Origin of the sequence: Microbacterium luteum (genome assembly GCF_015277875.1) — a bacterium.
Lineage (GTDB): Bacteria > Actinomycetota > Actinomycetes > Actinomycetales > Microbacteriaceae > Microbacterium > Microbacterium luteum.
In genome coordinates, this window is the sequence record NZ_CP063814.1 from 1,276,929 (window position 1) to 1,292,079 (window position 15,151).

11 protein-coding genes and 1 riboswitch are annotated in these 15,151 nt (G+C 69.2%); of the genes, 8 read left to right on the forward strand and 3 right to left on the reverse strand.

The window, feature by feature from the left end; genetic code table 11:
• Window positions 1-14 precede the first annotated feature (14 nt).
• A complete protein-coding gene (locus IM777_RS06225; protein WP_083336351.1) occupies window positions 15-740 on the reverse strand; it encodes an NUDIX hydrolase in 726 nt (241 codons plus the stop codon).
• Between the two features lie 94 nt (window positions 741-834).
• Between IM777_RS06225 and IM777_RS06230 the strand changes: the two genes are divergently transcribed.
• The 4 genes from IM777_RS06230 (at window position 835) to gcvP (ending at window position 6,815) form a co-directional block, all read left to right on the forward strand.
• Window positions 835-2,025 carry a MarP family serine protease gene (locus IM777_RS06230; protein WP_228480976.1) on the forward strand — a complete coding sequence of 397 codons (1,191 nt, stop codon included), beginning with the start codon at window positions 835-837 and terminating at the stop codon, window positions 2,023-2,025.
• Between the two features lie 83 nt (window positions 2,026-2,108).
• A riboswitch (glycine riboswitch) is annotated at window positions 2,109-2,199 on the forward strand.
• A gap of 148 nt (window positions 2,200-2,347) precedes the next feature.
• Entirely contained in the window at window positions 2,348-3,553 is a 1,206-nt protein-coding gene (gcvT, locus tag IM777_RS06235) for a glycine cleavage system aminomethyltransferase GcvT (RefSeq protein WP_071042912.1), read from the forward strand.
• On the forward strand, window positions 3,550-3,933 hold the full coding sequence (gene gcvH / locus IM777_RS06240; protein ID WP_071042913.1) for a glycine cleavage system protein GcvH: 384 nt from the start codon (window positions 3,550-3,552) through the stop codon (window positions 3,931-3,933). Before gcvT ends, gcvH begins: the two co-directional genes overlap by 4 nt.
• Before the next feature lie 62 nt (window positions 3,934-3,995).
• Window positions 3,996-6,815, forward strand: a complete 2,820-nt coding sequence (gene gcvP / locus IM777_RS06245; RefSeq protein WP_237673326.1) for an aminomethyl-transferring glycine dehydrogenase — start codon at window positions 3,996-3,998, stop codon at window positions 6,813-6,815.
• Window positions 6,816-6,869: 54 nt separating this feature from the next.
• Here the strand turns inward: gcvP and IM777_RS06250 are convergent, their stop codons facing one another.
• Window positions 6,870-7,649, reverse strand: a complete 780-nt coding sequence (locus IM777_RS06250) for a CPBP family intramembrane glutamic endopeptidase (RefSeq protein ID WP_071042914.1) — start codon at window positions 7,647-7,649, stop codon at window positions 6,870-6,872.
• 159 nt (window positions 7,650-7,808) lie between these two features.
• Between IM777_RS06250 and IM777_RS06255 the strand changes: the two genes are divergently transcribed.
• From IM777_RS06255 to IM777_RS06265, 3 genes are all read left to right on the forward strand, one after another.
• Window positions 7,809-9,641 carry an ABC transporter family substrate-binding protein gene (locus IM777_RS06255; RefSeq protein ID WP_071042915.1) on the forward strand — a complete coding sequence of 611 codons (1,833 nt, stop codon included), beginning with the start codon at window positions 7,809-7,811 and terminating at the stop codon, window positions 9,639-9,641.
• Window positions 9,642-9,802: 161 nt separating this feature from the next.
• Window positions 9,803-11,320: an ABC transporter permease gene (locus tag IM777_RS06260; RefSeq protein WP_071042916.1), complete on the forward strand. Its 1,518-nt coding sequence runs from the start codon at window positions 9,803-9,805 to the stop codon at window positions 11,318-11,320.
• A gap of 3 nt (window positions 11,321-11,323) precedes the next feature.
• Window positions 11,324-12,532, forward strand: coding sequence for an ABC transporter permease (locus tag IM777_RS06265; protein ID WP_194384969.1), 1,209 nt, complete (start codon window positions 11,324-11,326; stop codon window positions 12,530-12,532).
• A 7-nt stretch (window positions 12,533-12,539) separates the two neighbouring features.
• Here IM777_RS06265 and IM777_RS06270 read toward each other — a convergent pair whose 3' ends face one another.
• Window positions 12,540-13,148: a PH domain-containing protein gene (locus IM777_RS06270; RefSeq protein ID WP_071042918.1), complete on the reverse strand. Its 609-nt coding sequence runs from the start codon at window positions 13,146-13,148 to the stop codon at window positions 12,540-12,542.
• Window positions 13,149-13,179: 31 nt separating this feature from the next.
• Between IM777_RS06270 and IM777_RS06275 the strand changes: the two genes are divergently transcribed.
• Window positions 13,180-15,081, forward strand: coding sequence for a dipeptide ABC transporter ATP-binding protein (locus IM777_RS06275; protein ID WP_194384970.1), 1,902 nt, complete (start codon window positions 13,180-13,182; stop codon window positions 15,079-15,081).
• Window positions 15,082-15,151 lie beyond the last annotated feature (70 nt).

A 15,151-nucleotide genomic window follows, 5' to 3' on the forward strand; every position in this document is an offset into this window, starting at 1 on the left:
CTCGATGGTGGCGGTCAGATGCGCGCGCCGAGCGGCCCGCGATCGGCCAGCTCGACGTCGCGGTTGTAGCGGTAGAGGCGGGCGGGGCGGTGGCTTCCGGTGCGGAACCGCTCGGTCGGGATGAGCGTTCCCGAGCCCTCGGCCTGACGCCGGAAGTTCGCGGGGTCCAGGCGCCGGCGCAGGATCGCCTCGTAGACCTCGCGCAGTTCCGCGAGGGTGAACTCGTCCGCGAGGAGGCCGTGCGCGATGCGGCTGTAGCCGACCTTGTTGCGCAGGCGCCACAGCGCGTAGTCGACGATCTCGTTGTGGTCGAAGGCGAGCCGTGGCAGGTCCGTCGCATCGAACCACGCGACGTTCTCGGGAGCGTCGCCGGCCGCGGCGTGGGCGGCCAGCTGCGCATCCACGTCGTCTTGGCGCAGCAGCGCCCAGTAGATGATCGAGACGACGCGGCCGGGGGAGCGGTCGACGTCGCCGAAGGCGTAGAGCTGCTCGAGGTAGCTCGGCTGGAGACCGGTGGTCTCGGCGAGCGTCCGCGATGCGGCGGCATCCAGCCCCTCGGAGATGTCGAGCCACCCTCCGGGGAGCGCCCACCGTCCTTCGTGGGGATCGCGGGTGCGGCGCACCAGAGGCAGGCTGAGCGAGATCGCGTCGCCGCGACGGCGCACGGTGAAGATGACCGTCGAGACGGCGACGCGCGTGACGTCATCACCGGTCTCGGAACTTCGTGTCACCATGACCATTACCTCCGCGACCGATCTTAGTGTCGATGGAACCAGAAGTCCAACCGCGGCTCCGTCGGCACCGCCCGGCGGTCTCATAGCTGTGGCGTCTAGGGTGCGAGGGGGAGGACTCGTGCTGCTGCTGGACATCGTGCTGATCGTGATGCTCGTCATCGCGTTGATCGTGGGCGCCGTGCGCGGCTTCATCGCCAGTCTCGGCTCCCTCATCGGCCTGGTCGTCGGCGTGCTCGCGGCGTGGTGGCTCGTGCCCCTGGTCAACGATGCGTGGCCCTATCCCGAGTGGCGCTCGCTCGTCGTCGTGGGGCTCGCCCTCGTTCTGGTGCTCGGCGGGACGGCGATCGGCGCGGGCATCGCCGGCAGGATCCGCTCCGGCGTCGACCGCACGCCGCTGCGCATCATCGACCGGCTGCTCGGGGCGGCCGCCGGCGTGGTGGCCACCGCCCTCGCCCTGTCCCTCATCGGCGCGAGCGTCACCGCCACCGGCGCGCCGATGCTCGCTCCGGCGGTCGGATCCTCGCAGGTGCTGCAGACGATCGATCGCTACACGCCGACGCCGGTGTCGCAGGCGATGGCACAGCTTCGCGCGATCGTGCTGGATGACGGCATCCCCCGGTTGGGGGAGCTGCTTGCGCCGCAGGCGGAGGCGACGGAGCCGCCGATCGCCCTCGACGACCCCGAACTCGCCACCGCGGCGGCATCCGTCGCGCGCGTCTCCGGCACCGCGTATGCGTGCGGCACGAGCTCCACCGGGAGCGGGTTCGTCATCGCCGCCGATCGCGTCGTCACGAACGCACACGTGATCGCGGGGGTCGACGAGCCGCTCGTGCAGCTCCCCGGCGGCCAAGCGCTCGCCGGTCGTGTCGTGTACTTCGACGCCGTCGACGACATCGCCGTGATCGCCGTCGACGGGCTCGATGCCGAGCCGCTGGCGCTCGGCGACGTGCTCACTCCCGGGTCCGCCGCCGTCGTGCAGGGCTACCCGCTGGGCGGGCCCTTCACCCAGAACAACGCGCAGGTGCTCTCCACCGGCACCGTTCCGGTCCCGGACATCTACTCCGACCGGTCCGAGCCCCGGGAGATCTACACCCTCGAGGCGCTCGTGCGTCCCGGCAATTCCGGCGGACCGGTGCTCACCGGTGACGGGGTCGTCGTGGGCATCGTCTTCGCACGTGGGCAGAACGACGACACCCGCGGCTATGCCGCGACCAACACGGAGCTCGTCGACGTCGCCGCCGCCGCTCCGGGTCTGACGGACCCGGTCTCCTCCGGCGACTGCACGAGCTGATCGCAGGCCGCGCCACTCCGGCGAAAGACTGTTCCCCGTCTCGACCGACTGGCTATGCTGGTCGGACACGTCAACACAGGCCGACGATCGGGTCGGGAGAGCCCCGGGTGACCGGGCACCGAAGGAGCAAGCCTCCCCGCCAATCTCTCAGGTAATGCGTACCGCTCCGATCTGGCCGACTCTGGAAAGCGACCCTGCACGCGGGGTCCGCCGATGGTGAAAGTCCGGGCATCCGTGCCTCGACGAATCTCTCAGGCCCATGACAGAGGGGGAGTTCACATCCGCTCGTCCGAACGGATGCCCGACCGGACCGGGAGAACTCATGACCGACCCCCGCACCACGGCGCTGCACACGCGCCACCAGGCACTCGGCGCCTCCTTCACCGACTTCGGCGGATGGCTCATGCCGGTGCGCTACTCGTCGGATCTCGCCGAGCACCGCGCGGTGCGCGAAGCGGCGGGCCTGTTCGACATCTCGCACATGGCGGAATTCCTCGTGACCGGCCCCCGCGCCGGCGATTTCCTCGACGACGCCCTCGCGGGTCGGTTCTCGGCGCTCCCGATCGGCAAGGCCACCTACTCACTCGTCCTGACCGAATCGGGCGGCATCGTCGACGACGTCATCGTCTATCGCCTCGGTGAGGAGTGGTTCCTCGTCATCGCCAACGCCGGCAACCGCGACGCGGTCGGCAGTGCGCTCGACGAGCGGCTGCGCGCTTTCCCGGCACCCACTCCGGCGAGCGCCGCCGACGAGAGTGGTTCGTTCGCGTTCGTCGCCGGAGCCCAGCCCCGCGTGGAAGACGTCTCCGACGTCTCTGCGCTGATCGCCCTCCAAGGTCCCCGGGCCGCGCAGATCCTCGCCGACGTGAGCGGACTCGAGCTCGTCGCGCCGCCGGTCGGACGCGACGGCGTGCCCGAGGAGTGGGCGGTCGCGGATCTCGGCTCCTACGCGGCACGCGGAGCGGCGTTCGCGGGCACGACCGTCGTCGTCTGCCGCACCGGCTACACCGGCGAAGACGGATTCGAACTCCTGATCGCCGCCGACGCCGCGCCTGCGCTGTGGGACGCCGTCCTGGAGGCGGGAGAGCCCCAAGGGCTCATTCCGGCGGGACTCGCCGCGCGCGACACCCTTCGCCTCGAAGCGGGCATGCCGCTCTACGGCCACGAGCTCGGCCGCCATGTCCGTCCCGCTCAGGCCGGGCTCGGCCGCGTCGTCGCGATGGGCAAAGACGACTTCGTCGGAAAGGCAGCGCTCGCCGAGGCCCAGGACCCGGCGGCGCGGGTGCTCGTGGGGCTCGTCTCCGGGGGCCGCCGGGCCGCTCGTGCGGGCTACGCCGTACTGGCCGGAGACGACATCGTCGGCGAGGTCACCAGCGGCGCCCTGAGCCCCACGCTCGGCCATCCGATCGCGATGGCCTTCGTCGACCCCGCCCAGGCAGAGCCCGGAACAGCCCTCGCCCTCGACGTGCGGGGGACCCGCATCCCCGCGACCGTGACCGCCCTGCCCTTCTACCGGAGGAACCGATGACCGACACCACCGCCCTGAAGTACACCGCCGAGCACGAATGGATCGCCCTGGACGGCGACACCGCGACCATCGGCATCACCGCCTTCGCCGCCGAGAAGCTCGGCGACATCGTCTTCGTCGAACTGCCCGGTGTGGGATCCGAGGTCTCCGCGGATGCCGTCTGCGGCGAGATCGAATCGACCAAGTCGGTCGGAGAACTGTACGCGCCGCTGACGGGAACCGTCTCGGCCGTCAACGACGCCGCCGTGGACGATCCGTCGCTGGTGAACTCCGACCCCTTCGGCCAGGGGTGGCTCATCAAGCTCACCGTCGACCCGGCCGCCGTCGACGGACTCCTCGACCACGAGGCGTACGCGAAGCTCACCGGCGGGCAGGCGTGACGGGCGGAGCCGCGGCCTTCGCCGCCCGCCATATCGGCACGGACGGTGCCGCCCAGCGGGTCATGCTCGACACGATCGGCTACGCCGACACCGCCGCTCTCCTGGAGGCGGCCGTTCCGGCGTCCATCCGTCTCGCCGACGGAGCCGGCCTGCACCTCGAGGCCGCCACCGAGGCCGAAGCGCTCGCCGAGCTGCGCACCCTCGCCGACGGCAACACCGTCGCGCGATCGATGATCGGGCTCGGCTACCACGACACCCACACCCCCGCGGTCATCGCACGCAACGTGTTCGAGAACCCGTCGTGGTACACCGCCTACACCCCCTATCAGCCCGAGATCTCCCAGGGGCGGCTGGAGGCGCTCATCACCTTCCAGACGATGGTGACCGATCTCACCGGGCTCGACACGGCGAACGCATCGATGCTGGACGAATCGACCGCGGTCGTGGAGGGCATGCTCGTCGCGCGACGCGCGTCGAAGAGCCCCTCGAACGTCTTTCTGGTCGACGCCGACGCGCTGCCGCAGACGCACGCTCTCCTCGCTCACCGCGCCGCGGCGCTCGGGATCGAGCTGCGCCCGGTCGACTTCACCGCAGGCGCCTCGGTCGACGGTGACGCGTTCGGCGCCTTCATCCAGTACCCCGGAGCCTCCGGGCAGGTGTGGGACCCCGCCGAGGTCATCGCCGCGGTGAAGGATGCCGGCGGTCGCGTCGTCGTCGCCGCCGACCTGCTCGCGCTCACCCTGCTGCGCTCGCCCGGCTCGCTCGGGGCCGACATCGCCGTGGGGACCACCCAGCGATTCGGCGTGCCCATGGGCTTCGGCGGGCCGCACGCCGGCTACATGGCGGTGCGTTCCGGCCTGGAGCGTCAGCTTCCCGGACGCCTCGTCGGCGTGTCGCAGGACGCCGACGGCGCCCCCGCCTACCGCCTGTCCCTGCAGACGCGCGAGCAGCACATCCGTCGAGAGAAGGCGACGTCGAACATCTGCACCGCGCAGGTGCTGCTGGCGGTCATGGCGGCGATGTACGCCGTCTACCACGGCCCCGAGGGCCTGCGTGCGATCGCCCGGTCGGTGCACGGGCAGGCGACGCTCGTCGCCGACGCGCTCACGGCGCGGGGGCTGCCGGTGCTCGCCGAATCGTTCTTCGACACGATCCAGGTGAGGGTGGCGAACGCCGACGCCGTGATCGACGCCGCCCGCGCGCGCGGCATCCTGCTTCGCCGGGTGGACGAGGGCACCGTCGGGGTGAGCTTCGATGAGGTCTCGGCGTCGACGCGCGGGATCGTCGAGGACCTCCTGGCGGCGTTCGGGGGCGCGGATGACGCCGGGGCGGCGCCCGCCGGCGGGCCTGTCGGCACGGCCGCGGCGCAGTCCTTCCCGGCGGCGCTGCGGCGCACGGACGACTGCCTCACGCATCCGGTGTTCACCACCCACCACTCCGAGACCGCCATGATGCGGTACCTCAAGCAGCTCGCCGACCGTGACTACGCCCTCGATCGCGGGATGATCCCGCTCGGGTCGTGCACCATGAAGCTCAACGCCGCCACCGAGATGGCCGCGGTGTCCTGGCCCGAGTTCGCGCGGATGCATCCGTTCGCGCCTGCCGAGCACGTGACGGGATACCTCGACCTCGTCACGCAGCTCGAGCAGTGGCTCGCCGACCTGACGGGCTACGACGCCGTCTCGCTGCAGCCGAACGCGGGATCGCAGGGCGAGCTCGCCGGCCTCCTCGCGATCCGCGGCTACCACCGCTCGCGCGGTGACGATCGGCGCGCGGTGTGCCTCATCCCGTCGTCGGCACACGGGACCAACGCCGCGTCGGCGGTGCTGGCGGGCATGCGGGTCGTCGTGGTGGCGTGCGATGAGGCCGGCAACATCGACCTCGACGATCTGCGCTCGAAGGTGGAGGCGCACCGGGACGAGCTGTCGGCGCTCATGATCACCTATCCGTCGACGCACGGGGTCTACGAGCACGACGTCATCGAGATCACACGGGCGGTGCACGACGCCGGCGGTCAGGTCTACGTCGACGGCGCGAACCTCAACGCCCTGCTGGGGTTCGCCCGCTTCGGAGACCTCGGCGGCGACGTTTCGCACCTGAATCTGCACAAGACCTTCGCGATCCCGCACGGCGGCGGCGGTCCGGGCGTCGGACCCGTCGCCGCGAAAGCCCATCTCGCCCCCTTCCTGCCGTCGCACCCGCAGGCGCAGCGGGCGGAGCATGCCGGTGGGCACGCGTTCGACGGCGGCCCCGTCTCCGCGGCGCCGTACGGTTCGGCGTCGATCCTGCCGATCTCGTGGGCGTACGTGCGCCTCATGGGAACGCGGGGGCTCACCGAGGCCACGGCGTCGGCGGTGCTGGCGGCGAACTACATCGCGGCGCGGCTGAAGGACCACTTCCCGGTGCTCTACGCCGGGGAGAACGGCCTCGTCGCCCACGAGTGCATCCTCGACCTCCGGCCGCTGCGGGAGTCGACGGGCATCACGGTCGACGATGTCGCCAAGCGACTCATCGACTACGGCTTCCACGCCCCGACGATGTCGTTCCCGGTGGCGGGCACCCTCATGGTCGAGCCGACCGAGTCGGAAGACCTTGCGGAGCTCGACCGGTTCGTCGAGGCGATGATCGCGATCAAGGGCGAGGCGGACCGCGTCGCGACGGGGGAGTGGCCGGTCGGCGACAACCCCCTCGTGAACGCCCCGCACACGGCGGCATCGATCGCCGCGGCCGATTGGCCGCATCCCTACTCCCGGGAGACCGCGGTCTTCCCGGTGCGCAGCCTCGTGCGCACGAAGTACTGGCCGCCGGTGCGTCGCATCGACCAGGCCTACGGCGATCGCAATCTCGTGTGCGCCTGCCCGCCGCCCGAGGCCTTCGCCTGACCCCGTTGCGAGACCCGGGTTCGCGTCCGACACCCGGGTCTCGGCGGTCGGGGGTCAGAAGAGGGCCGGCCAAAGGGCGACGGCCAGCGGATAGCCGACGAAGGCGACGACGTCGAGCAGCGTGTGGGCGATCACGAGAGGCATGACGCGACCCCAGCGGTGGTAGCACCAGCCGAAGACGACACCCATCGCGATGTTCCCGACGATCGCTCCGAAGCCCTGGTAGGCGTGGTACGCGCCGCGGAGGGCGGCGGTCGAGAGGATGATCGTCCACGTCGACCACCCCACACGCCGCAGCCGATCGAAGAGGTAGCCGATGAAGATGACCTCCTCGGTCAGTCCCGCCCGGAGCGCTGACAGGGCGAGGAGCGGGATCGTCCACCATGCCGCGTCGAGGGGCGAGGCCACCACCGAGACGGTGACACCGAGGGCGCGTCCGGCGGCGTAGAGCGCCAGCCCGGGGATGCCGATCGCGGCCGTCAGGAGCACTCCGCGGCCGAGGTCGCCGCCGAAGCGGGAAAAGTCCAGGCCGATCCGGCGCAGAGCGCTCTTCCCGGGTTCCCACAGCAGGTAGATCACGAGCGCGACCAGGGCGAGATCGAAGAAGAGGTCGAGCAGCCGATAGAGGGCATCCCACAGCGCGAGGTCGTCGCGCGCAGTGTTCAGCTGCGCCTCCTGCTGCCCGAGCGGAGTCTCGACAAGGAGGCGACGCACGAGCGTGAGCAGGCTGTAGACGGCGGACTGTCCCACCGTCACGGCGAGGACCAGACCGATCTCCCACCACGTGCGAGCGTTGCCGAAACGTGCAGAGTCGGGGGCGGGGGACGACGTCACGTTGTCAGATTGTCACATTCCGGTCGCCTTGAGTTAAGGCTCTGTAACGTTTGCCAAGGATGTTTTGACCATCTCCCACCCCGTGCTTAGGGTTTTCCCATCCGCGCCTGAGCCGGGTCATACCCGGGGTCAGGCGCATAAACCTGCACAGGAGGAATAGTGAGAATCAAGCGCTTCGCGACGGCGGTGGGCCTCACCGCGGTCGGAGCCCTGGTGGTTTCGGGCTGCGCGCCCGGCGGCGACAGCGGCGACTCGGGTCTGGTCGAGGGATCATCCATCACCGCCGCATGGAACCAGGCGTTCTATTCGATGAACGGCAACACGTCGTTCGGAAACGCCACGGCGAACAACAACATCAACTACTTGGTGCTCGACGGGTTCAACTACTACAACAACACCCCGGAGCTCGTGCAGAACACCTCGTTCGGCACCTACGAGCTGGTGTCGGAAGACCCGCTGACGGTCACCTACACCGTCGCCGAGGGCGTCAACTGGTCCGACGGCACTCCTGTGGACGCCGCCGACCTGATGCTGAACTGGGCCGCGCTCTCGCGCGCGCTGGACACGCCGGACTTCGACCCGAACGACTTCGTCGACCCCGACACCGGTGAATTCACCGACGCGTTCCCGACCGATGTCGTCTACTTCGACTCGGGTGCCACTCCCGACTCGGGCATGGGCCTGGTCACGGAGACCCCGGAGATCGGCGACGACGGCCGGTCGATCACGATGACGTTCAACGAGCCGTTCGTGGACTGGGACCTCGTCTTCGCGTCCCCGCTCCCGGCCCACATCATCGCCGAGAAGTCCCTCGACATCGAGGACGCCGACGAGGCCAAGCAGGCCGTCCTCGACGCGATCGAGTCCGAGGACGCCGCCGCCCTTGCGCCGATGGCCTCCTTCTGGAACTCGGGCTTCAACTTCACCGAGATGCCCGAGGACACCGACCTCGTGACCGCGAGCGGCCCGTACATGATCAGCGACTACGTCGCCGACCAGTACGTCACCCTCACCGCGAACCCCGAGTACTCCGGTGACAACTCGCCGAACATCGAAGAGATCACCATCCGCTTCATCCCCGACCCGCTCGCCGCGGTGCAGGCGCTGGAGAACGGTGACGTCGACATCATCCAGCCGCAGGCGACCGCCGACATCACGACGGCGCTCGAGGCGATCGACGGCATCACCGTCACCACCGGTCTCGGCGGCACGTACGAGCACGTCGACCTGCAGTTCGACAACGGCAAGAACCCCGAGAACATCTTCAGCAACCCGCAGGTGCGCGAGGCGTTCATGATGACGGTTCCGCGACAGGAGATCGTCGACACGCTGATCAAGCCGATCATCGGCGACGACGCGATCCTGCGCGACTCGCAGCTGTTCGTTCCGGGCGCCGAGGGCTACGACGAGTCCGCCGCGAACAACACGTCGGCCGACTACGCCGAGGTCGACATCGAGGGCGCGCGTCAGCTGCTCGAGGAGTCGGGTGTCACCGACACCTCGGTCTGCATCCTCTACGCCTCGAACAACCCGCGCCGCGTCAACGAGTTCGCGCTCATCCAGGCGTCGGCCAACGAGGCCGGCTTCGATGTCACCGACTGCGGTTCGGAGGAGTGGGGCGGTCTGCTCGGAACGCCCGGCGCCTACGACGCGTCGCTGTTCGGATGGCAGTCCACGAGCCTGGGCGTCACCAACTCGCTGCCGACCTTCGTCACCAACGGCATCAACAACCTGAACTTCTACTCCAACGAGGAGGTCGACAGCATCATCTCGCAGCTGAACGTCGCCTTCGACCCGCAGGAGCAGATCGATCTTCAGGTCGAGATGGACCGCCTGCTGTGGGAGGACTTCTACGGCGTGACGATCTACCAGTTCCCTGAGGTCACGGCCTTCAGCGATCGCGTGGAGAACATCGACCCGTCGATCCTCGCCCCGACGATCTTCTGGAACGCCTGGGACTGGGCAGTCACCGACAGCGCCACCGAGGAGTGATCCGCACCGGTTCGCCGCGGCCTGACGGTCGCGGCGGACCGGGTGGGCGCGGGCCGAGGCCCGCCGCCCGCACGTACACTTCTCAGTGATCGAGCGTGCGGCTCGGGGAGCCCCCGGGCCGCACGCTTGTGCTGACAGACCGATAGGCAGGCAGCCACACCATGGCTTCATTCATCATCCGGCGACTGATCGCGTCCATCTTCGTGCTCTTCGCCGCGACCTTCCTCATGTACATCCTGACCTCGTTCGCGGGTGATCCCCTCGACGAGCTCAGGCAGTCCAACGCCCCGAACAAGGCGGAACTCATCGAGTCCCGCACGCGGCTTCTCAACCTCGACGTGCCCCCGCCGCTGCGCTACTTCCTCTGGCTCGGGGGAATCTTCCGCGGTGACTTCGGCGTCAGCGTGCAGGGTCAGCCCGTCAACGCGCTCCTCGGCAACGCCATCACCGCGACGCTGACTCTCGTCACGACCGCGACGATCGTCGCCATCGTGCTCGGCATCTCGGTCGGCATCGTCTCCGCCCTGCGCCAGTACAGCGGCTTCGACTACTTCGTCACCTTCCTCTCCTTCCTCTTCTTCTCGCTTCCGATCTTCTGGGTCGCGGTGCTCCTCAAGCAGTACGGCGCCATCGAGATCAACAACTGGCTCGCCGACCCCACGTTCGCGATACCCGTCATCATCGTCGTCTCGCTGCTGGCGGGTCTGCTGTGGATGTCCGTCATCGGCGGCACCTGGAAGCGCCGGCTGATCATCTTCGGCATCAGCGCGCTGGCGACCGGGGCCGTGATGACCTACCTGTCGCTTACTCGCTGGTTCTCCGACCCGAGCATCGGCATCGTCGTCTACAGCGCGCTCGCGATCGGGATCGCCTTCGGTGTGACAGCGGTGTCCACCGGACTGCAGAACCGCCGTGCCCTGTACGTGGCCCTCGGCATCGCCGGGGCCGGCATCGCCCTCTACTACCCGATGATGACCTCCCTCCTGAACGGGATGACCCTCGGACTGTTCGTCGTCTACGCGGTCGCCACGGTGCTCGTCTGCGGCGCGGTCGGCTGGTTCCTGGGCGGCGCCGATCGCGGACCGGTGGTGCGCACGGCTGCCCTGACCGGTGTGCTCGTTGCCGCCTTCATCGCCCTCGAGAAGTACATGCAGTACTGGGAGGCCTACTCCAATTCCAGCCGCATCCGAGGCCGTCCGATCGCCACCGTCGGCGCGTCGACCCCGGGTCTCGGCGGCAACTTCTGGGTGCAGGGGATCGACCTGTTCACGCACCTGCTGCTGCCCACGATCGCGATCATCCTCGTGTCGTTCGCGAGCTACACCCGCTACTCGCGCGCGAGCCTGCTCGAAGTGATGAACCAGGACTACATCCGCACCGCGAAGGCGAAGGGCCTCACGCAGCGCACCGTCGTGGTCCGCCACGCTTTCCGCAACGCCCTCATCCCGATCACGACGATCATCGCGTTCGATGTGGGAGCGATCGTCGGCGGCGCGGTGATCACCGAGACCGTCTTCGGCTGGACCGGGATGGGACGCCTCTTCGTCGACGGGCTCAACGCCGTCGACCCCAACCCCGTGATGGCCTTCTTCGTCGTCACCGGAGCGCTGGCCGTGCTGTTCAACCTGGTCGCCGACCTCGTGTACGCCGCGCTCGACCCCAGGATCAAGGTGGGCTGACCCGTGAACACCACGAAGAACGACAACGTCAGCGAGAAGGAAGCTCGCGCCGAGGTCTCCATCGAGCAGAAGGAGACCGAGGGCCTCAGCCAGGGGCAGATCGTCCGTCGGCGGTTCTTCCGCCATCGCGGCGCGCTCGCGGCCATGGTCGTGCTCATCTTCATCGTGCTGCTCGCCTTCACCTCCGTCGGGGTGACCCTGTGGGGGCTCCGGATCCCCGGTTGGTGGCAGTACGACTGGACCGAGATCCCCGCCGTCGAGAACGGCGGTCGCCCGACGATGAGCCTGCTCCCCGAGTTCCTCGGGGGCGCGGGCATCCAGTTCGGCGACCACCCCTTCGGTCAGGACGAGGTCGGCCGCGACATCTTCGCCGTCGTAATGCGCGGTGCGCAGCAGTCGATCATGGTGATGGTCATCGCCGGAGTCGTGGCGACCGTCATCGGTGTCGTCATCGGTGCGCTCGCGGGCTACTACCGCAAGGCCACCGACTCGGTCCTGATGCGCTTCACCGACATCGTCATCACCATTCCGCTCATCGTGATCGGCTCGGTGCTCGGCAACGCGTTCGGCAACCTCGGCGCCGCGGTGCTCGGCGTCGTGATCGGCCTGTTCGCGTGGACGTCGATGGCGCGCCTGGTGCGAGGCGAGTTCCTGAGCCTGCGCGAGCGCGAGTTCGTCGACGCGGCGCGGGTTTCGGGTGCGCGGGACCGGCGGATCATCTTCCGCCACATCCTTCCCAACGCCGTCGGCGTGATCGTCGTCAACGCGACGCTGCTGATGGCCGGTGCCATCCTCCTCGAGTCGGCGCTGAGCTTCCTCGGCTTCGGTGTGCAGTCGCCGGACACGTCGCTCGGAAAGCTCGTGTCGGACAATCGGGCCGCCTTCTCGACACGGCCGTGGCTGTTCTGGTGGCCGGGCCTGTTCATCATCGCGATCGCGCTGTGCATCAACTTCATCGGCGACGGACTGCGTGACGCCTTCGACCCGCGTCAGAAGAAGATGCCGAGCGAGCGGGCGATGGCTCGTGCCGGTCGCGCCGGGGGACCGGTGGCGCCCGTCGCCGCCGGGGCCGCCGGCTCGGAGGGTGGCGAGCAGCACACCGTGACCGTCGGCGGCGAAGCCGTGTTCACGGGAGATGTGACCAACTATCACGATCCCCGCCCCGAGGAGCCCGGTGACGGACGGCACGAGCCGCTCGACCCGGAGCGATGACGTGCGCTCAGACCATCAGACCGATCACCGTCGCGGCCGCAAGGAGCGCGACGGTGGTCAGGCTCGCCCAGTGCCACGTCACCGTCGCGGCCTCCGGGTCCTCCCCGTGGGCGAAGGCCCCCTCGGACTCGAGGCGGTCCCAGTGCTGACGGATCACCTGCGCGAGGTTGCCGCTGGGGACGCTCGAGGCGTCACTCGGTCGCAGGCTCCCGTGCGCGCCTCGCGCCGACGCGGAGACGCCGTCGAAGTCGGCACGAGACAGGCCGAAGAGCCGATGGCGACCGGGCGCTGGCGTCGCCCACACCGACACGCGACGGCGCGCCGTCTGCAGCGACAGCGAGTAGCGTGTGTCGATCGCGTGGATGGCCGGCCACGGCACGAAGAAGGTGCGGAACGGGTTGACCACCGTGATCCCGTGCACCTGGATGTGCAGCCGGGGCCTCCAGAACAGCGCCCACGCCACCACCGCCACCAGGGCGATCGGCCAGCCGTAGCGCAGCAGATCACCCGGCCCGCTCCACACGAGGGAGCCCAGTCCCGCGGCGCAGACGATCCCCATGATCACGGCGAGCACGCGACCGAACACGGGGCGGTAATCGACTTCCTCAAACGACATGACCTCAAGCTTCTCAGATCGGAATCCTGCAATGACTGACACCTCGGGCATCCACGCGAGCACCGCGCACGCGCACCAGGGTCTCCCCGAGACCGTTCTCGAGGTGTCCAACCTCGGGGTCGAGTTCTGGGTGGAGGGGGAGTTCTACCCGGCCGCCGTCGACATGAACTACGTCGTCCGTCGCGGCGAGGTGCTCGCGATCGTCGGCGAGTCGGGTTCGGGCAAGAGCACCAGCTCGATGTCGCTGCTCGGTCTGCTGCCGGAGAACTCCCGCGTCACCGGCTCCATCAAGCTTCTGGGCAGGGAACTGCGCGGCGTCGACGAGAGCGAGCTTCGCGCCCTCCGCGGCAACGAGATCTCCGTCATCTTCCAGGAGCCGATGACCGCTCTGAACCCGGTGTACACCATCGGCTTCCAGATCAGTGAGGCGCTTCGCTCGCACGACCGCGCGATCGCTCCGTCGGCGGCCAAGGAGCGCGCGATCGAGCTGCTGCGCATGGTCGAGATGCCGAACCCCGAGCAGTCGTTCAACAAGTATCCGCACCAGCTCTCGGGTGGGCAGCGCCAGCGCGCGATGATCGCGCAGTCCATCTCGTGCGACCCGCTGCTGCTGATCGCGGACGAGCCGACGACGGCCCTGGACGTCACGGTGCAGGCCGAGATCCTCGACCTCCTGCGCAACCTCCACAAGCGGCTGGACTCGGCGATCATCCTCATCACCCACGACATGGGTGTGGTCGCCGACATCGCCGACCGGATCATGGTGATGAAGAACGGCGTCGTCGTCGAATCGGGAACCGTGGGCGAGATCTTCCACGACCCCAAGCACCCCTACACGCGGCAGCTCCTGGCCTCCGTGCCCCACCTCGGCCTGGGCGTGCTGGAGGATGCCGACACCTCCGAGGGAGAAGAGGTGCGCACCGACACCTCGGCCGTGCCGGTCGTGTCGGCCATCCGGGAGCGTGCCACCGAGGTCGAGCCCTCGCAGGCGGGTCTCGATCCGGTGCTGTCCTTCCAGGACGTCGCGATCGAGTATCCCAAGCGCGGCCGCATCCCTGCCTTCCGCGCCGCCGAGCACATCGACCTGGACGTCTATCCCGGCGAGATCGTGGGTCTGGTCGGCGAGTCCGGCTCGGGCAAGACGACCCTCGGACGGGCCGCGGTCGGCCTGCTCCCGATCGCGGAGGGGAAGCTCACCGCGGTCGGCGCCGACATCTCCGACGCGTCGGCGAAGGAGCTGTTCGCCATCCGTCGTCGCACCGGCATCGTCTTCCAGGACCCGGCGTCGTCGCTGAACCCGCGCATGCCGATCGGGCAGTCCATCGGCGAACCGATCCTGCTGGCCGGGGAGGCCAAGGGCAAGGAGCTGGACCGTCGGGTGGAGACGCTGCTCTCCCAGGTCGAGTTGCCCGCGTCCTATCGCAACCGCTTCCCGCACGAGCTGTCCGGCGGTCAGCGTCAGCGCGTCGGGATCGCCCGCGCACTGGCTCTCGCTCCCGAACTCCTCGTCGCGGACGAGCCCACCTCGGCGCTCGACGTCTCGGTGCAGGCGCGCTTCCTCGACCTCCTCCAGGAGCTGCAGCAGGAGCTCAAGTTCGCGTGCCTGTTCATCAGCCACGACCTCGCCGTCGTGGACATCCTCGCGCACCGCATCGCGGTGATGAACCACGGCAAGCTCGTCGAGACCGGGACGCGAGACCAGATCCTCCGCGGCGCACGCGACCCCTACACCCGGCGCCTGATCGCCGCCGTTCCGGTGCCCGATCCCGAGGAGCAGCGCAAGCGTCGCGCGGCACGTGCGGCCCTGCTCGGCGAGCGCGCTCCGGAGACCGGGCGGGTGCCTTCGCAGCCGTCCGACCCGTCGCTGCCGCAGCAGTTCAACGAGGCGACGGACAGCCGCCGGCACGGACAGTCGGGGGTGACCGGGGGCTGACGCGGGCCGTCGGTCGGGAGGCCGGTAGACTGGGATGCGCTCGATTCCGGGCGCATCCCTCACTCGGCAA